The following is an 18841-nucleotide window of genomic DNA, read 5'->3' on the forward strand; positions in this document are numbered from 1 at the left end:
TTAACTATTAGGTTACTCACTTTATGAAACCAGGCCGTACAGGAATAAGTCGTTTATTTTACGCTACAGGTTATTCAATGAAAGGCCTTCAGGCTGCATGGAAAAATGAAGCCGCCTTTAGGCAAGAAATCGTCGCTTCTATCATTCTAATTGCGATCACTTTTTTCTTGCCGGTCAATGAATTAGAACAGCTAATGATGATCGGTAGCTTAGTACTGATTGTCATCGTTGAGCTTATGAATTCAGCCGTGGAAGCTGTAGTTGATCGCGTAGGTAGTGAGTGGCATGAGCTCAGTGGCCGTGCGAAGGATATAGGATCAGCTGCGGTTTTGATTGCACTACTTTTTGCTGCATTTACATGGATTTTTATTTTGGTACGCTAAATGAAATGAGCGTTTGAAAATTATTCGTTTTCTTACATCGGTATTAGTTTTCTCCTAGCGCTATATTTTGCCACCGCCGTTAACTTGCTTGTTTATTCTGTAGTCGCAGAGTAAATGCTGTTCAAAAAAAGCGCCCCAACCGGAGCGCTTCAACTTCAATATTCGATTATTCCCAATCAAGGATAACTTTGCCAGAAAGCCCGCTGCGCATAGCATCGAAACCCGTTTGGAAATCATCAATTTTGTAATGGTGAGTGATTATCGGCGTTAGATCGAGACCAGATTGAATGAGGCTCGCCATCTTATACCAAGTTTCAAACATTTCACGGCCATAGATACCTTTGATCACCAAACCTTTGAAGATCACTTGGTTCCAATCGATCGCCATATCTGAAGGTGGAATACCTAATAAAGCAATACGACCACCGTGATTCATGGTTTTCAGCATAGAACTAAAGGCACTCGGTACGCCTGACATTTCAAGGCCGACGTCAAAACCTTCTGTCATGCCAAGTTCACTCATGACCTCTTCTAACTTTTGTTCCGCAACATTCACGGCGCGTGTCACGCCCATTTTGCGTGCAAGCTCAAGGCGGTATTCGTTGACATCGGTGATCACCACATGGCGCGCACCAACGTGTTTCGCCACTGCGGCCGCCATGATACCGATTGGACCAGCACCAGTGATCAGCACATCTTCGCCGACTAAATCAAATGACAATGCGGTATGTACCGCGTTACCAAATGGGTCAAAAATCGAGGCTAGATCATCGGAAATACCATCTGGGATCTTGAAAGCATTAAACGCAGGGATAACTAAGTATTCAGAAAATGCACCCGTGCGGTTCACACCAACACCCACAGTATTACGACATAAGTGAGTACGACCACCGCGGCAATTTCGACAATGGCCGCAAGTAATATGACCTTCGCCAGACACGCGATCACCTAATTCAAAACCGCGAACTTCTTGACCAATGCCAACCACTTCACCGACGTATTCATGGCCAACCACCATTGGCACTGGGATGGTTTTTTGTGACCACTCATCCCAGTTATAGATGTGAACATCGGTGCCACAAATTGCGGTTTTCTTAATTTTAATCAGCAGATCGTTGTGACCAAGTTCAGGCATTGGCACTTCGGTCATCCAAATGCCTTGCTCTGGTTTGAGTTTGGATAATGCTTTAATTTTCATTTAATGAGCCCCATTTCTTGGCCAACAGCAATAAACGCATCAATGGCGTGGTCGAGTTGCTCGCGGCTATGCGCGGCTGACATTTGTGTACGAATACGAGCTTGGCCTTTGGGCACAACAGGGAACGAGAAACCAACAACATAAATGCCCTTAGCTAGTGCTCGTTCTGCAAACTCTGCTGCAACGATAGCATCGCCGAGCATAATCGGGATGATGGCGTGATCCGCGCCACCCATAGTGAACCCCGCGCCTTCCATACGAGTACGGAAATGCGCGGCGTTATCCCAAAGTTGGTCGCGAAGCGCGGCGCTTTCTGCCAGTAAATCCAGCACGCGAATCGATGCTGCAACAATCGCTGGCGCAACCGAATTAGAGAATAAATAAGGACGTGAACGTTGACGAAGCCAATCAATCACCTCTTTTTTACCGGAAGTGTAGCCACCTGAAGCACCACCCATCGCTTTACCAAGGGTACCGGTGATGATATCAATACGGTCAATCACATCATGATATTCATGCGTGCCACGGCCATTTGCACCCATAAATCCAACCGCGTGTGAATCATCCACCATGACGAGCGCGTTGTATTGATCCGCTAAATCACAAATCGCAGGCAAGTTTGCGACTACGCCATCCATTGAGAATACACCATCCGTTACGATGAGCTTATTACGAGCGCCCGCCGCATCGGCTGCGATCAACTGCTGTTCCAATTCTTGCATGTTATTGTTGGAGTAACGAAAACGCATCGCTTTACATAAACGCACACCATCAATGATTGAGGCATGGTTCAACGCGTCAGAGATAATCGCGTCTTCTTTATCTAAAATAGTTTCAAATAAACCGGTGTTTGCATCAAAACATGAGGTGTAAAGAATCGTATCTTCTTTACCTAAGAATTGAGAGAGCTTCTGTTCCAGTTGCTTATGGATATCTTGCGTACCACAGATGAAACGTACCGAAGCCATACCAAAGCCGTGACTGTCCATGCCTTGCTTCGCCGCTTCAACCAACGCAGGGTGATTAGCCAAACCAAGGTAGTTGTTGGCACAGAAGTTCAACACTTCTTCACCAGTAGAAATTTCGACCGCCGCTTGTTGCTGCGAGGTAATCACACGTTCAGATTTATACAGACCTTCCGCTTTGATTTCCTCAAGCTGGTTTTGGATCTGTTGATAAAATGCAGAAGACATTGCTACGTCCTTATTTTTATATAGCGCAATAGCTATGGTGTAGGGCAGCCTAAACGAAAAATAGACCCTTCATTTACACTGTAAAATCGCTTAATGGTATTTTAGTTGATCCCATTTACGACTATTATCCCATGACATGGAAAACCATTCGTGAACTTCAGGCACAAATACAATTATGATCACGCATCGTCTTATCGCCCTGCTGCCTGATTTAGCGGCTTTCATTCTCGTCGTCAATGAAGGTAGCTTTACGGCAGCAGCTCAAAAGCTGGGGGTAACACCTTCGGCATTAAGTAAATTGATTACCCGTTTAGAACAAGCGCTATCAGTGAAGTTATTTGAGCGAACCACGCGCCAGCTCTTAATCACTCAGGCAGGAAAGCGCGTTTATGATCAAAGTTTGTTGATGGTCAACGCTGCGCAGCAAGCGGTTGAGCTTTCCACCTCTGACCACACCGAACCTGCAGGCGCACTCACTGTTGCGGCACCTGAAGCATTTTTGAACTCAGTTCTGCAACCCCTTGTGCTTCCTTTTCTAACTCAATACCCTGAAATTCAACTTAAGCTGAGAGCTGCAGATGGCGCGATCGATTTATTCAAACACAATATTGATGTGGCGTTTAAGCTGACTGATAAGCCAGATGAAAACTTGGTATTGCGTGAAATTGGCAAAACCCACTTAGTGTTGTGCGCCAGCCCAGAATATATAGCGGCCAGAGGCACGCCCACACACCCTACCGAATTAACGGATCACGACTGCTTGTATCTTGCCGAAACCGAGCGTGACCATCTCTGGGATTTTCATAAAGAAGATGAGTTCCATACAGTGGCCGTCTCAGGCCGCTATGCAGTAAACCACTCACAAATGCGTTTGAACGGCGTGAAAAATGGCTTAGGTATCGGTATCTTCCATGATTTTGTCATTCAGCAAGCGCTCGTTGAAGGCAGCATCGTCCGGCTATTAGCCGATTGGACGATCAAAAGTAATTACTACGGCTCAATTGCCATGCAATATCCGCAAACCAAGTACATGCCAGCAAGGTTGCGGGTGTTCATTGATTACGTCACTGAACATTTGGTCAGCCAACTCAACAAATAAAGGGTAATCATGCTAAAACGAATCCACCACGCGGCAATTATTTGTTCAGACTACGCACGTTCCAAAGCGTTTTATACTCAGATCTTAGGGCTGCCTGTTATTGCTGAAAATTACCGCGCCGCTCGCGATTCATACAAGCTGGATCTTGCTCTGCCCGATGGCGGACAAATTGAGCTGTTCTCATTTCCAAATACACCACCAAGACCAAGCTTCCCTGAAGCTCAAGGGCTACGACATTTAGCGTTTGTGGTGGACAGTGTCAGTGAAGTCAAAGCGTATTTAGAGGAAAAAGGCGTCATCGTCGAGCCCATCCGCGTTGATGAGTTCACTGGTCGCGAATACACATTTTTCGCCGACCCAGATGGTTTACCGTTAGAGCTTTATTCTGAATAGTGAATAGAGGAAGGAATCAAGGCTATTTTCTAACGCCAGTACAACAGAGTAAATAATGGTGGCGCACGAGGAACTTGTTTTTCAAATCGTACACTTAGAGCCAAAAAAGTGTAGCTGTCTGAAACAAACAAGTTCAGTCGTGTCAGTAAAGGTGTCGTTGGAAGTGAATCTTGATGAAAGGTGGAGAAATGAGCAAAGGGACAGGGTTTCGTATGCTGTGTCTGTACTTTTCCCTCTTCAATTTGAACCAGCTCAAAACCATTAATGGTGCACAGTGTGGCCCAAACCCCCGCCGTATTGCCATGCGCGTTTATTACAGGCATAAGCGACACCAGCACCCAACTGAGCGCGCTGGTGAGCAACATTATTCTGTTAAAACGGTTTAGGCGAATCATAGCAACACTCAATTTTTTCTTGTCGACACTATATAACGCAATGATAAAAATAACAGTGCGGCAGCGCTAAAAACTTAACAAATACCCTCAAGTTCGCTACAAATCGTTAGCTTAAAGACGACGTTTCAAGATGCATATCAATGTGACTCCATTCACGCTTTGTCTATCAATCTACCCAAACTAGGAAATATTCCTAACTCAGTTAGGCCATGCCCTCAAGTCAATCGCCAAGCCGATTTTTACAATCACTCTATAATGCAGCCAGACGGTTGCTAGCCATTCGACTCTGGTGTGAATTGACTAACAGCAGAGATTTCTTTGACGTGATTTTCTAAGGATTTCACATGCTAAAACTTTTGCAACAGGTTCGGCTACCGACCCTCGATCTCCCCGCAGCAGAACGCCGTAAAATGTGGTTCAAACCATTTTTACAATCATACCTTGTGGTGTTTATTGGTTACATGGCGATGTATTTAGTGCGCAAAAACTTCAACGTTGCACAAAACGATATGATTTCAACCTACGGCTTGTCGATGACACAGCTAGGGCTGATTGGTCTTGGTTTCTCCATCACTTACGGGATTGGTAAGACAGTGGTCTCTTACTACGCCGATGGCAAGAACACGAAACAGTTCCTACCTTTTATGCTGATCCTTTCTGGTATTGCAATGCTTGGATTTAGCATGAGCATGGGCGGTTCAAGCGTCAGCATTTTCCTAATGGTTGCTTTTTATGCGCTAAGCGGTTTTTTCCAAAGTACTGGTGGGCCATCAAGCTACTCCACTATCACCAAATGGACGCCCAAAAATAAACGCGGTACCTACTTGGGTTTATGGAATATGTCGCACAATGTCGGCGGCGCAGGTGCGGCAGGCGTAGCACTGTTTGGTGCAAACTATCTCTTTGATGGTCACGTTGTGGGCATGTTTGTATTCCCGTCGATCATCGCATTAGTAGTGGGTTTCATTGGTTTGCGTTACGGTAGTGACTCTCCTGAAGCCTACGGTTTAGGTACGGTCGAAGAGCTGTTTGATGAAGCGGTCAGTGAGGAAGATATTGCTGCGGAAGAAAACCAAATGACCAAACGTGAGATCTTTGTTGAATACATTTTGAAAAACAAAGTGATTTGGTTACTCTGCTTTGCCAACATCTTCCTCTACATCGTGCGTATCGGCATCGACCAGTGGTCTACTGTGTATGCCTATCAAGAACTTGGTTTGTCAAAAGAAGCGGCCATTTCAGGCTTCACTCTCTTTGAAGTGGGCGCATTAGTCGGCACTTTAATGTGGGGTTATCTGTCCGATCTTGCTAATGGCCGCCGAGCTTTGGTCGCCTGTATCTCTCTAGGACTCATCATTGTTGCGCTTGAGTTCTATCAGCACGCTACCAGCGAGTTTATGTATCTCGCGTCACTGTTTGTGCTAGGTTTCCTTGTTTTTGGCCCACAATTACTGATTGGTGTTGCTGCGGTTGGCTTTGTGCCGAAAAAAGCGATCAGTGTCGCCGATGGCGTTAAGGGCACCTTTGCTTACTTAATTGGTGATAGTTTTGCCAAACTTGGCCTAGGTATGATCGCCGACGGTACACCAATTTTTGGCCTTACAGGCTGGAAGGGCACCTTTGCTGCGCTCGACACTTCAGCGATGATCTGTATTGTATTGTTAGCCTTTGTCGCAATCGCTGAAGAGCGTAAGATCCGCCATGAGAAAAGGCTAAAGCTGGCTGCCGCTGCCGCTTAGCTCCCAACAAAATCAAACGCGATATTCTCTTTTATGAGTGTGTCGCGTTTTATTGTGTCACCCTTTCCTTTTTGACGCGCTAGACTCCTCTATAATGGCACCCATAACAAAGGGATATATTACTTGTTTAATTGCCTCTGTGGCGTTAGTTTAAGCTCCCTTTTGACTCAGGCAATATAAACAGTGGGGATTGTGATGATCAAAGTAGCACTAGTGGATGACCATATCGTGGTACGTTCAGGCTTTGCCCAACTAATGAACCTTGAAGACGACATCCAAGTGGTCGGCCAATTTAGCTCGGCGGCCGAAGCGCGCGCAGGGCTTCCCGGCACGGGGGCAAACGTCTGTATTCTTGATATTTCAATGCCTGATGAAAGCGGGCTGTCGCTGCTTCAAGATCTCCCCTCTGGGATAGTATGCATTATGCTGAGCGTTCACGATTCCGCGGCCATGGTCGAAAAAGCCTTGGAGGCTGGAGCAAGAGGCTACTTAAGCAAACGTTGTAGCCCAAATGAACTCATCCAAGCCGTACGAACCAGCGCCCATGGTGGTTGCTACTTAACACCCGATATTGCGCTTAAACTCACCTCTCCCAAGCGCGAGGCAAAGCTATTGGCACAGTTGACCAAACGTGAACGGCAAATCAGTGAAATGCTGGCTGCCGGGCTGGATGTGAAAACGGTCGCCAATGAGCTTGGGCTTAGCCACAAAACCATTCATGTCCATCGCGCCAATGCCATGGATAAGTTAGGTGTGAGCAATAACGTGGCCTTAGCGAAATATTTTTCTGACTCATTCTAATGCCACGCTATTTTATTACGTCACTCTGCGCTTGGTTTCTGCTCTCTTGCAGTTGGTTTTGCTTGTGGGTTATCGCCTACTATTTTGTCAACGATCCGGAACTGGCGATCTTCTTCTTTCCTTTTGCTCTGCGTTTAGGCACTGCGCTGCACAGTCCACAACGTTACTGGCCCGCGATTTATGGTGCAGAATGGTGGCTGACGATTGCGCTCGCCATGCTAATGGAACAACCTCAATGGCTGACCGTACTCGCCGCCAGTATCGCAACGCTGCCCTTAAACCTGCTCGCCCAGCGCTACTACCACGGAAGTCAGTGGCGTCGCTTTATTGTGATGGGCGGGTTGATCCTCGCCAGCGCTATCATTAATACGCTGGCCACCACCTACCACGGCCATACCGCGTCAATGGTGATGTTAGTCAGCATCACAGCTGGCTTAATGATTGTGCCAAGCTGCTATTTGATATGGAATTATCTTTTCCAAAGCACTTGGGTTCCACTGACGGCGAACTTAGTCTCTCGTCATATCGAATTTCGCACGCGTCACGTCTTACTCTACTCTTTACTATTTATTTTAAGCATTGCGCTGCAAATTGGTTTACCTGATGAACTTCGGCGTTTTGCGCCATTTTGTTTAGCCATCCCGATCATTTTGCTCGCTTTTCGCTACGGCTGGCAAGGTGCATTGCTCGGTACGCTGCTCAATAGCATTGCATTGATCGCGGCTCGTAGTGGTGTCTCTAATATGGAAATCACTGATCTCCTGCTCTCTCTTTCAGCACAAAGTTTAACCGGCATTTTGCTGGGAATGGGTGTGCAGCGACAAAGAGATCTCAACACCAAGCTGCGCCAACAGCTTGATCGTAACCAAAATTTGTCCCGCCAATTAGTCAAAGCTGAAGAATCTGTTCGGCGTGATATTGCTCGCGAGCTGCACGATGAGATCGGTCAAAACATTACCGCTATCCGTACTCAAGCCAGCATTATTCAACGCGTCGAATCTCAGCCCGTCACCAGCCATTGTGCTAAAACCATTGAGTCTCTCTCTTTAAATGTTTATGACACAACTAAAAATTTGCTAACCCGTTTACGCCCTAAAACCTTAGATGATTTAGGCCTAGTCGAAGCACTGGATCAACTGCTGCGTGACCTTGAATTTGAGACGCACGGCATTAAAACCCAAGTGGTTTGGACGGGGAATTCAATCGCTCAACTGCAAAAGTTAAGTGATGCCACCAAGGTGACCCTTTATCGATTGTGCCAAGAGGCGCTCAATAATGCCTTGAAATACGCAGAAGCTAGCCACATTGTGATTGAGTTTTCGTTAGCAAGTGATGTCACACTGCGCATTCACGATGATGGCATCGGTTTCAAAGCACAAGCGCAGCTGAACGGCTTTGGTTTACGGGGGATGCGTGAGCGAGTCGAGGCATTGGGTGGCCACTTTCAGATTATTAGCCACTGTCAGTCTACAACAGCCAACCACGATCTAGGCGAGAATGGCACTCAGCTTACCGTCACACTGCCCCACTTATAATCGTGGAATATAAAGCACTATGATAAATTTTCTACGCTCTAAACCACCGCAACCGCTTCTTGCATCAGCGCAGGAGGTTAACCAGCAGTACCGTTATTGGCGCTTTCACATCATGATGGCGATGTATGTCGGTTATGCGCTTTTCTACTTCACGCGTAAAAGTTTGAATTACGCCATGCCCGCGATGATTGCTGACCTCGGTTTAGATAAGAGTGATATTGGCATCATGGGCACGTTGTTTTACATCACCTATGGTATCTCAAAATTTCTGTCTGGGATTTTGTCGGACCGCTCCAACCCGCGCTATTTTATGGGCCTAGGGTTAATGGCAACGGGTTTTATCAATATTCTGTTTGGCTTTTCAAGCTCAATCAGTATGTTCATCTTACTCTGGGTGCTCAATGCTTGGTTCCAAGGTTGGGGATGGCCTTCTTGCTCTAAACTCCTGACAACTTGGTATTCGCGCTCTGAACGTGGTTTTTGGTGGGCGTTATGGAATACCGCTCATAACGTGGGGGGCGCGTTGATCCCATTACTGGTTGGCTTTCTCACTTTCCATTTTAGTTGGCGCGAAGGTTTTATTGTGCCGGGCTGTTTAGCCGTTATTGGTGGGGTTTTCTTATGTTGGCGATTGCGTGATAAACCAATGACCCAAGGTTTACCCAGTGTTGGTCAATGGCGTAATGACGCCCTTGAACTGGCGCAAGAAAATGAAGGCCTCGGCCTTAGCACTAAACAGATCTTGCACAAATATGTGTTAGGAAATAAGTACATTTGGTTACTCGCCTTGAGCTATGTACTGGTCTACATAGTGCGTACTGCCATCAATGATTGGGGAAATATCTACCTTACCGAGCAACAAGGCTATGATTTGATCACGGCTAATGGCGCGCTTTCGCTGTTTGAAGTCGGTGGGTTTATTGGATCGTTAGTCGCAGGCTGGGGCTCAGACAAACTATTTGGCGGCAACCGTGGACCAATGAATCTGATTTTTTCAATGGGCATTTTTCTTTCGGTGGCAGCGCTGTGGCTGATGCCGTTAACGGGGTTTGTATTCCAAGCCGCTGGCTTTTTTACGATTGGCTTTTTTGTCTTTGGCCCACAAATGTTAATTGGTATGGCCGCCGCGGAATGTTCTCACAAAGATTCGGCTGGCGCAGCAACTGGGTTTGTGGGGTTATTTGCGTATATGGGCGCAGCGCTCGCTGGTTACCCGTTAGCCATTATTGTCGAGCAATTCGAATGGCGAGGCTTTTTTGTCACCATTTCTGTTTGCGCCGCTGTGATCGGCTTACTACTGCTGCCTTTCTTACAAGCTCAGTTTTCAGGCAGCGACCACCCCACGAACCATTGAACGTTATAACCAATCCAACGTTATCGTGAGGGGGCCACAAAGCTGATTAACCAAATAAGCGCTTCCAGATACTTGGGTTACGCTGCTCGTGGTATTCAACACGCAGTTCGTCTACCGTCCGCAGCGTTTGTTGAGCTTGCTCTAAATTTCCTTGCTCAAGATCCACTTCGATTTTGTCTAATGCCACTGAAAGCTTATTAAACCCTTCTAAATAGAGATCTTGCTTCTCCGGTGGATAATTTCCTCGTTTTGACTCTTCAACCAACTGACTTAATCTCTCAATGGGTGCTTGCATTGTTTCAACGCTGGTCGCTTCTGCCGCTTGTTTAAATTCAAGCTTCATTTGTTTCATGTTCTGTTTTAAGTCAACATTAGCCGCCGACACGCTAGCCGCAAATAATGCACAAGCTGTTAATATCATTATTTTTTTCATAATTATTTCTTTTTATTCTGGCAAGAAGTGCCAAGTTTAATGGATCTCAAGATAAAAGAGGGACAAATTTTTGTCATTTTTATGACCTCTTTACGGCTTATAGTGTTTGATATTCTGCGATCGCTTTTCGCCCGCGCAGTGCTAAAAAGGCCAGAAACTGCTCGACACTGTGCGTAATCACTTTCTCAGCAGCAATACCAACGTTCTCAAGCAGTTCACTGGCCAGTTGAAGTTGGCCGATATCTTGACAAAAATGGGCATCGCTGCCAGTGGTAACATAAGCACCATGCGCTTTCGCCACCTTAGCAATTTCATAACAGCGATCGACACTCCCTACCCTGCTGTGTCCTTTTAAGGTGCTGTTGTTAATTTCTATCGCAACGTGATGCTGGGCGGCGCAGGCGATCACCTCATCAAAATCAAAATCGAAATTGGGGTTACCTAAGTGCCCTAGCGCATCCACTCGTCCACCTTTAATCACATTGATCAACGCTTCGGTATGCGCCGCTTTATCGGCAGGCTGAAATACGGGCTCATGAAAACTGGCGATCACCCAATCTAAGTTTTGGTCAACAGAAGGGTGAACATCAATCTCGCCAGCACGATTCATGATGTTGGACTCAATGCCTCGGATAATGGCAACACCGTCTAAAAAGCGCGGCAAAATACGTTGATTGGAGAAGAACCAATAATGCGGCGCTCCAGGCATCGACTGCGCATGATCGGTTGTGCAAAACATTGCCAATCCATTTTCTTTAGCTGAACGCGCGTTTTCAATAAGCGTGCTGTAAGCGTGACCACTTGCATAAGTGTGAGTATGAGTATCAACGACAAGATTCATTTTAATTATTCCATTCCAACAGCGATGCTTCAGTGTAACAGCCTCGCTGATGGCACTTCAATCTAAGGGCGATATATTCACCATATCGACACTTTCTGACCGGATGAAAACACACCGATGTGAAATGGTTTTTTGCAACTTACCCACATTGAACAATACTTAGCAATGTCATCCAATTCGGAGTTGGTTATGAAACGACGTCGTTACTCACTGAGCATTCACATTACGAGTCTCTTTTTAGTGCTCGCCATGGTGATCGGCATTGTATTGATTGGCATAAGTTATCACCATAGTCAGCAACTACTGACGGTAAGTGCACAAGGATTAAGTAGCGAAAACAGCAAAAAACTGGAATCAGCATTTAAACAAAGTGCCGCACCTATCTTGACTACGCTCGATTTTTTAGCTTTTAGTAACGTAATTGATCAACCGGATAAAGTCATCTCGGACCCACGCCAACTCGCCACCGTTTGGCTGACCTTCCAACGTAATCCACAGTTGGTCGCGCTCTATTATTGTGACGAAGCCGGAGCTTGTACTACATTTCGCTCGCTGAGCTTTGATAAAGCCAAACAGCGTTTTGATGCCCCCGCGCAAGCTCAGCTATTGGCCCATTACACTCAAGTTGATGGCACTAACCGCTTTATCTATTTAGACCAGAACCTTGAAAGCCTGCTCGACAAACAAGATAACAATAATAAATTTGATCCTCGCGTGCGTCCTTGGTTTACCTCGGCAAGTCAAGATGGCGCGATACGCTTAACGGAACCTTATTTCTTTTTCTTCCTACAAACGATCGGCGTCACACTGTCACGTAGATCGGCCGATGGAAAGAGTGTTCTTGGCGCTGATTTCACGCTTGACTCACTGTCAAAACAGATGAGTACGATGGGTTTTTCTGACAGTGCTCAGCTCATTTTGTTCGATAATCAATTTAGACCACTCGCCCAACACAATACTAAGTTCGAGCTACAACAAGACCCCTCACAGATTGCACAGCAGCTGCAGCAAAGTACTTTTGCACCAATATTGAATCGGGTCAGCAGCCAAACTTTGTATGAAACGGTCAATATGAATGGCACAACGTGGTCGGTGACGTTAACGCCGGTACTTTTAAACGACAATGTACGCTTGTTGCTGGCAGAAGCGGTACCGCAAGACGATTTGATCGCAGATTTGCTCTCGATGCGAGATCAGCAGATTTTTGTCGCGTTAATCATGCTCGCTATCGCTTTTGCAGTGGTTGGTTTTGTGGCGCAAAGGCTCGCCAGCCCTTTAGGTAACCTAGTGCAATTGACCGACAACATCACGCGCTTTGAATTTAAAAAGACACGCTACCCAAAAAGCCGGATCCGCGAAGTTGCCAATTTAACCCAATCGATAGAGCTCATGGAACATACACTGCACGACTTGCTGCGACTATTACGCGAAACCGCCAGCAACCAAGAATTCGGTGTGTTAGCCAAAACGATTACCCATCAAAGCTATTTGATCACTCGAGCTGAAACTATTTTGCTCTACACTTATGCCAACGAAAATAACCAATTTATCACCGCAGCAAACCACGCCATCATTCCCTTTAAGCTTGATATCAATCAGTTGTCTCAAGAGATGCCGTGGCTACTTTCTGAACTGCGTAAAGGCCAAACGGTTCACTTATCTAAAACCGATAATTCGATGCGTAAGCATAAAGATGAGCTGTATAATTCTGATCTTTATCTTTTCCCACTGCTCAACCGAGACAAGCAGTTGGTTGGCGTATTAAACCTAGGCTACGAACGGGCCATCACTCCCGATCAGCAAGACAAACATGCATTTTTACGAGAGCTACTCAGTTTTGCCGAAATCGCTAAAGACAATATCGACAAAATGCAACGGCAAAAGGAGATGCTCAACTCGTTTATTGAATTGATTGCCTCAGCCATTGATACCAAATCCCCTTACACGGGCGGCCATTGTCAGCGAGTTCCTGAATTAACAAAAATGATCACTAAAGCGGCGGAAAACGATCGCACCTATTTCCCACAATTTTCCATGACCAATGAAGAGTGGGAAGAGCTCACTCTCGCCGCTTGGTTGCATGATTGTGGAAAAGTGACCACGCCTGAATATGTGATTGATAAAGCAACCAAATTAGAAACGATCTACGACAGAATTCACGAAATTAGAATGCGTTTTGAGCTGCTCAAATGTCAAGCTGAAACGGACTACTGGCAAGGTGTTGCGCAGGGCAAGAACGAGCCAGATCTCAAACAGCAGTTGCTGACGAACCAACAAATCCTCGATGAGGAATTTGCTTTCGTCGCGCAATGTAATATTGGCAGTGAGTTTATGAGCGATGATGACCTTTCCCGCTTAGAGCGAATTGCGCAAAGAGAGTGGAAACGCACCTTAGATGATCAACTCGGTACTTCTTGGATAGAGAACCAACGTGCAGGAGAGTCAAAACCATTGCCCACTATGGAGCGCCTGCTTGATGATAAACCCGTACACCAGTTGCACTGGGTGAACGGTTGCCGTCCACAAGATCTGTGGCAAGAAAACTTTATTTTACAACCGGGAGAACTGCGTTATAACCGAGGTGAGCTCTATAATTTGTCCATTCGCCGTGGCACGCTCACCAACGAAGAACGCTTTATGATTAATGATCACATTGTGCAAACCATCATGATGCTCAAGCGGCTACCTTATCCTGAACATATGAAAAACGTTCCTGATATTGCGGGAAGCCACCATGAACGAATGGATGGCGCGGGTTATCCAAGAGGTTTAAGTGAAGAGCAGCTTTCGATCCCCGCTCGAGTGATGGCGATAGCCGATGTGTTTGAAGCACTGACCTCCAGCGATCGCCCCTATAAAAAGGCCAAAACGCTCAGTGAATCGATCGCGATCATGACCACCATGGCCACCACAGGCCATATAGATCCGAAGCTTTACTTACTCTTTTTAGAAAAAGAGATTTATCAAGACTATGCGGATCGATTTTTACACTCCGATCAGCACAGCCCAATTGATAAAGAAGCACAGATAAAAAAAGTAAAAATGAGTTTGAAAAAGACTTTTTAAAGACCGCGAATATCTAACTCATTCTGGATCAGCACAATGCACTGCGAGGCAAACAGCATTCGAGGCCCAAGGCTGATTTTCTGTGTATTAAGGCGCTTTAAACTGTTCCAACTTTTTTTCGGCATCGGGATGTGGTCAGTAAGCAAAAAGCAGCTGTCGTCAGAAAATTGATGCTCACGGACACTTTCGCCTTTTTTATCCAGTAAATACAAATGGTAACTATCCGAAAGGCGCTGCACCAACTTTTCAAAACTGATCGTTTCAACCGTGAGTCCTTGCTCGACCTCTCGGGTTTGCTCTTTGCCCATACCCATAGAAACGTCTAAGGCGTGGCCTATTTTGGTCAGCAAGGCTTGCTCGTGAAAGCCACCGATATTGTGCAACTGGCTCGACTCAAAGCATAAAGTCCGCGAGAAATCTTGCGTACTTTCCAGCACTAAGTAGACCACCACGTCATCACGATGCGACTGCGCAGTAAAAATAGCGTTCATGAGTACGTGGGCCAAAATTTCGGTGTGGGCTTCTTGCCCAACAGAGGCTAAAAAAGTCTGTTTATCCGTGGAAGCGGCGCGGGCCCTTACAACAAAAGCTCTCATGTGACTGACTCAATTCATTCAATAAAGCACGGACTCTATCACAATCTCCATCTACTGGAATAGTGATCTGCTGGTGAAGCTACGGTTCGCTCGTCAACACAGCTTTGCTTTTCGGGAGCCCCAATGAAATGAGAGTGGTCAGCAGCAGAAAACCAAACGAAACCCACAAACACGCCGCTAATCCCCAAAGTTGGAAAACCCACCCGGAAAGCACGGTACCGATTAAACGCCCCATCGCGTTTGCCATGTAGTAAAAACCAACATCAAGCGATACACCATCCCCCTTGGCATAGCTCACGATCAAATAGGAATGCAGCGATGAGTTAATCGCAAAGACCGCGCCGAAAAGCAGTAACCCCGCGATGATCACGACTTCCGGATGCCACTGCGCTTGAATGCTGTAGGCGATCAAACCAGTAATCAGCGCCAGTAACGCCGCCCAACCGAGCGCAGATCGCCCATCTGGCACTTGGTCTGAAGCACTGCCCGTTATTTTAGGAGCAAACCCTTGGATCACGCCGTAGCCAATCACCCATAACGCTAAAAAGCCGCCCACGGCACTGTGATCCCAACCAAAAACGCTGCCCAGATAAATGGGTAAGGCAATCACAAACCAAACGTCTCGCGCGCCAAATAAAAATAGGCGAGCCGCCGATAAAATATTCACGCTGCGCGATTTGGAGAAAATCTCTGAAAATTTCGGTTTGGTTTTGGCTTTGCCAATATCGGCTTGCAAGCTAAGCAAACTGCCGATAAAAACCAACAGCAATACCGCCGCCATAGCCGCTACCGCATATTGAAAGCCGATCCAAGAGAGCAAGACGCCACCGAGAAAAAAGCCGGCCCCTTTTAGAGCGTTTTTTGAACCCGTAAGAATGGCTATCCACTTATAGAGTGCGCCTTGTGCATTTTCAGGGACTAACGTTTTGATCGCACTTTTTGCACTCATTTTATTGAGATCTTTTGCGATGCCCGATAACGCCTGCGCCGCCATCACCCAAGGAATGGTTAACCATGCAGCAGGTACAGCAAGCATCAAGAGCGCGAATATTTGCATGCCAAGGCCAATATTCATGGTGCGATTCAGCCCTAAACGCGCACCAAGCCAACCGCCAATCAGGTTCGTCACCACGCCAAAAAATTCATAAAAGAGAAACAAAGACGCAATCGCTAAGGTCGAATAACCCAAATCATAAAAATACAACACCACTAACATGCGCAGCGCGCCGTCAGTGACGGTAAAATTCCAATAATTAAAAGTCACTAGCATGTACTGGCGAACGTTTTGGTTGAGTTGAGACAGCATAATCACTCTCTTTGCAAAAGAGCCGCCTAAGGCAGCTCTTTGGGACTGTTATTGATTAACAAATTGTTTGATGTACTCAACTTGTACATCTTTGGTAAACGCACCCGGCCTTAATGATTGAACTTGAGTAATAATGTTTTGCAGTTCCCAACCTTTCTCCAGCAATAAATGAGCAGCAAGTAAACCAGTACGACCAGAGCCACCCATGCAATGCATGGCAATCTTATCTCCCTTGGCAAGTGCCTGATGAAGTGACGGGGAGATACTTTGCCAATGCGTTTGAAACTCATGATCGGGCGCGCAATCATCTTCAATTGGGGCATGAAACCATTTCAGCCCCGCTTGCTCAACCACTTTAGGCAAGTCGCCAACGCCTTTCTCTTGCATCTCTTCGTGACTGAGAGCCGTCACCACAACGGTAACACCTTGAGATTTCAGTTGTTCAATACTCTCAACCAAAGGAAGATCTTTTGTCCCCGGGCAAGGCGTCAATACCAAACCAGCGCTGTTTTCTGCAACAGGCAGTTCCCATGTAGGATGTGTCATTTCTTTGCTCCTTTATGCCAAACCGACTTTGCGTACTAATTCTGCGGTACGCGTTGCGTAACCCATTTCGTTATCATACCAAGCGTAAATTTTCACCATGCGCTTGCCCACCACCATGGTCGAGAGTGCGTCGACAATCGTTGAGCGTTGATCGCCTTTGTAATCAATCGACACCAGTGGGCGCGCTTCAAAACCGAGAATGCCTTTGAGCTCATTTTCTGAAGCGGCTTTCAGTAGCGCGTTGACTTCTTCCGCGCTGGTATCGCGTTTCACATCAAAAATAATGTCGGTTAACGAGGCATTGGCCAGCGGCACACGCACCGCGTGACCGTTAATTTTGTCTTTCAGATCGGGGAAGATTTCCACAATCGCTGTCGCAGAACCTGTAGTTGTTGGGATCAAACTCATACCACAAGCACGCGCACGACGTAGATCTTTATGCGGTGCATCCAAAATGGTTTGCGTGTTGGTCAAGTCGTGAATGGTCGTAAACGAGGAATGTTCAATACCCAGTTGCTCGTGAATCACTTTGACGATAGGCGCAATGCAGTTGGTGGTGCAAGAAGCGGCCGTAACAATCTGATGTATTTGTGGATCAAAGATGTGGTCATTGACCCCAACCACGATATTGGCAATACCCGCTTCTTTTACCGGGGCCGATACCACCACGCGTTTTACACCTTGTGCTAAATACTGATTCAAGAACTCAGACTTGCGGTGTTTGCCTGTTGCTTCGATGACCACATCGCAACCAGACCAATCGACGTCACTGATCGCTTTTTGTTGTGAGGTACGAATAACCTTACCGTTGGCAATGATCGCATTACCGTCGCTTGTCACTTGGTGATGCCAACGGCCTTGTATTGAATCAAATTCGAGCAAATGAGCCAAGGTCGCCGCGTCTCCCGCAACGTCGTTAATCTGCACAAATTCGATCTCAGGCCAATCAAATGAGGCTCTTAATGCTAAACGACCAATGCGGCCAAATCCGTTAATTCCGACTTTAATAGACATTTTTATTTCCTTTTATCCCTTCTAAACACAGCATTCTGGGCGATATTTCATCTCTGCCAGCCTTTGCATATCTTGTTGGTATTCTTTTTTCAGGCAGTTGGATTCCACCAGCCCTTGAATTTGTTTTTTCATCCATCCGGGTAACTGCTCTGATAGCCGATAAAACACCCATTGTCCTTGCCTTGTATCAACCACCACGCCACTGGAACGAAGTAGAGCCAGATGGCGAGAAATTTTCGGTTGGCTTTCATTTAGCGCTTGCGTCAACTCGCCGACACACACTCGTTGCTCGCGAGCAATCATGAGCAAACAGCGCACCCGCGTTTCATCGGACAGCAACTTAAAAAACTGATGAGGTAGCATTTCATTAATCTCTGCACATGCGGATGTGCATATATATCATATAAAAAGAAATCGCTGTCAATATAAAAGTTACCACTGAATAAAAGTTAGCGCTGACTTTTAAAGGATAATGTTAAAGCGAGAAGTAAAATAGCTGACAGCATGTTGCAGGGCTTTTGTTGCATTTTGATTACAATCGATTTCCCAATAAACCTGTTTTTGATACGCCTCTCGGCGTCTATTGTGCTGGTACATCGCATAGTTAATATCGATAACGTAATCGTAAGCGGGCTCTAACCTCTGTGTCGGCTCGATGAAGGTGTAGCCAAAGTAACCCAACTTTTCCAAATGGCTTTGCTCGGGTAAGTCGATGCCGTCAATCGCCTCAAAAGTAATCTCATAAAAACTTCCAGCATGGATATACAACAGTTGAGCAGCGATACAAGCAAGGTCAGAGTTAGGGAAGCTAATCAAATGAACGGTTCTTTTATCTATCATGTTGCCAGCCTCCTTTAGTGACATACTTAATTAAGTGGATGTATTTAGCAGAATATAGATAAAATTTCGAATTCATTCACAAATATTTCACACCGTTAAACATTCAATC

At 46.1% G+C, this 18841-nt stretch carries 19 protein-coding genes; 8 read left to right on the forward strand and 11 right to left on the reverse strand.

Going from position 1 to position 18841, the window contains the following annotated elements:
- Positions 1–23: 23 nt before the first annotated feature.
- Positions 24–383 (forward strand): diacylglycerol kinase, encoded by a 360-nt coding sequence (locus AACT18_RS14680; protein ID WP_013868010.1) that lies wholly within the window; start codon positions 24–26, stop codon positions 381–383.
- Positions 384–549: 166 nt separating this feature from the next.
- Here the strand turns inward: AACT18_RS14680 and tdh are convergent, their stop codons facing one another.
- Both tdh and AACT18_RS14690 read right to left on the reverse strand, forming a co-directional pair.
- On the reverse strand, positions 550–1581 hold the full coding sequence (tdh, locus tag AACT18_RS14685; RefSeq protein ID WP_088733474.1) for an L-threonine 3-dehydrogenase: 1032 nt from the start codon (positions 1579–1581) through the stop codon (positions 550–552).
- On the reverse strand, positions 1578–2774 hold the full coding sequence (locus tag AACT18_RS14690; protein WP_094125045.1) for a glycine C-acetyltransferase: 1197 nt from the start codon (positions 2772–2774) through the stop codon (positions 1578–1580). The genes tdh and AACT18_RS14690 overlap by 4 nt, the downstream gene beginning before the upstream one ends.
- Before the next feature lie 175 nt (positions 2775–2949).
- Here AACT18_RS14690 and AACT18_RS14695 point away from each other — a divergent pair, with 175 nt between their 5' ends.
- Positions 2950–3873: a LysR family transcriptional regulator gene (locus AACT18_RS14695; RefSeq protein WP_094125044.1), complete on the forward strand. Its 924-nt coding sequence runs from the start codon at positions 2950–2952 to the stop codon at positions 3871–3873.
- 9 nt (positions 3874–3882) lie between these two features.
- Complete coding sequence (gene gloA2 / locus AACT18_RS14700) at positions 3883–4266, forward strand: SMU1112c/YaeR family gloxylase I-like metalloprotein (protein WP_017046047.1); 384 nt, start codon at positions 3883–3885, stop codon at positions 4264–4266.
- 29 nt (positions 4267–4295) lie between these two features.
- Here gloA2 and AACT18_RS14705 read toward each other — a convergent pair whose 3' ends face one another.
- A complete protein-coding gene (locus AACT18_RS14705) occupies positions 4296–4661 on the reverse strand; it encodes a hypothetical protein (protein ID WP_176428314.1) in 366 nt (121 codons plus the stop codon).
- Between the two features lie 344 nt (positions 4662–5005).
- On the opposite strand from AACT18_RS14705, the gene uhpT reads away from it, so the two are divergent.
- From uhpT to AACT18_RS14725, 4 genes are all read left to right on the forward strand, one after another.
- Entirely contained in the window at positions 5006–6400 is a 1395-nt protein-coding gene (uhpT, locus tag AACT18_RS14710) for a hexose-6-phosphate:phosphate antiporter (protein WP_094125042.1), read from the forward strand.
- A 195-nt stretch (positions 6401–6595) separates the two neighbouring features.
- Complete coding sequence (gene uhpA / locus AACT18_RS14715; RefSeq protein WP_094125041.1) at positions 6596–7201, forward strand: transcriptional regulator UhpA; 606 nt, start codon at positions 6596–6598, stop codon at positions 7199–7201.
- On the forward strand, positions 7201–8736 hold the full coding sequence (gene uhpB / locus AACT18_RS14720) for a signal transduction histidine-protein kinase/phosphatase UhpB (protein WP_094125040.1): 1536 nt from the start codon (positions 7201–7203) through the stop codon (positions 8734–8736). The genes uhpA and uhpB overlap by 1 nt, the downstream gene beginning before the upstream one ends.
- A 19-nt stretch (positions 8737–8755) precedes the next feature.
- Complete coding sequence (locus AACT18_RS14725; protein WP_094125039.1) at positions 8756–10090, forward strand: MFS transporter; 1335 nt, start codon at positions 8756–8758, stop codon at positions 10088–10090.
- Positions 10091–10136: 46 nt separating this feature from the next.
- Here the strand turns inward: AACT18_RS14725 and AACT18_RS14730 are convergent, their stop codons facing one another.
- The gene (locus tag AACT18_RS14730) at positions 10137–10523 is read right to left on the reverse strand and encodes a cytochrome b562 (RefSeq protein WP_013868020.1); all 387 of its coding nucleotides are present in this window, start codon (positions 10521–10523) and stop codon (positions 10137–10139) included.
- 97 nt (positions 10524–10620) lie between these two features.
- On the reverse strand, positions 10621–11364 hold the full coding sequence (locus tag AACT18_RS14735) for a phosphatase (protein WP_013868021.1): 744 nt from the start codon (positions 11362–11364) through the stop codon (positions 10621–10623).
- A gap of 189 nt (positions 11365–11553) precedes the next feature.
- Between AACT18_RS14735 and AACT18_RS14740 the strand changes: the two genes are divergently transcribed.
- Positions 11554–14430 carry an HD domain-containing phosphohydrolase gene (locus tag AACT18_RS14740; protein ID WP_303396234.1) on the forward strand — a complete coding sequence of 959 codons (2877 nt, stop codon included), beginning with the start codon at positions 11554–11556 and terminating at the stop codon, positions 14428–14430.
- Here the strand turns inward: AACT18_RS14740 and trmY are convergent.
- The 6 genes from trmY to AACT18_RS14770 all read right to left on the reverse strand — a co-directional run bounded on the left by trmY (position 14427) and on the right by AACT18_RS14770 (position 18732).
- On the reverse strand, positions 14427–15026 hold the full coding sequence (gene trmY, locus AACT18_RS14745) for a tRNA (pseudouridine(54)-N(1))-methyltransferase TrmY (RefSeq protein WP_019281867.1): 600 nt from the start codon (positions 15024–15026) through the stop codon (positions 14427–14429). The genes AACT18_RS14740 and trmY overlap by 4 nt on opposite strands.
- Before the next feature lie 79 nt (positions 15027–15105).
- The gene (gene arsJ / locus AACT18_RS14750; RefSeq protein ID WP_094124586.1) at positions 15106–16338 is read right to left on the reverse strand and encodes an organoarsenical effux MFS transporter ArsJ; all 1233 of its coding nucleotides are present in this window, start codon (positions 16336–16338) and stop codon (positions 15106–15108) included.
- 42 nt (positions 16339–16380) lie between these two features.
- Positions 16381–16878 (reverse strand): cyclin-dependent kinase inhibitor 3 family protein, encoded by a 498-nt coding sequence (locus tag AACT18_RS14755; RefSeq protein ID WP_094125352.1) that lies wholly within the window; start codon positions 16876–16878, stop codon positions 16381–16383.
- Positions 16879–16890: 12 nt separating this feature from the next.
- The gene (locus AACT18_RS14760) at positions 16891–17892 is read right to left on the reverse strand and encodes an ArsJ-associated glyceraldehyde-3-phosphate dehydrogenase (protein WP_094125353.1); all 1002 of its coding nucleotides are present in this window, start codon (positions 17890–17892) and stop codon (positions 16891–16893) included.
- A 21-nt stretch (positions 17893–17913) separates the two neighbouring features.
- Entirely contained in the window at positions 17914–18255 is a 342-nt protein-coding gene (locus AACT18_RS14765) for a metalloregulator ArsR/SmtB family transcription factor (RefSeq protein WP_094125354.1), read from the reverse strand.
- Between the two features lie 99 nt (positions 18256–18354).
- Positions 18355–18732, reverse strand: coding sequence for a hypothetical protein (locus AACT18_RS14770; RefSeq protein WP_094143469.1), 378 nt, complete (start codon positions 18730–18732; stop codon positions 18355–18357).
- Positions 18733–18841 lie beyond the last annotated feature (109 nt).

It is taken from the genome of Vibrio sp. V04_P4A5T148 (assembly GCF_963875605.1).
Classification (GTDB): domain Bacteria; phylum Pseudomonadota; class Gammaproteobacteria; order Enterobacterales; family Vibrionaceae; genus Vibrio; species Vibrio anguillarum.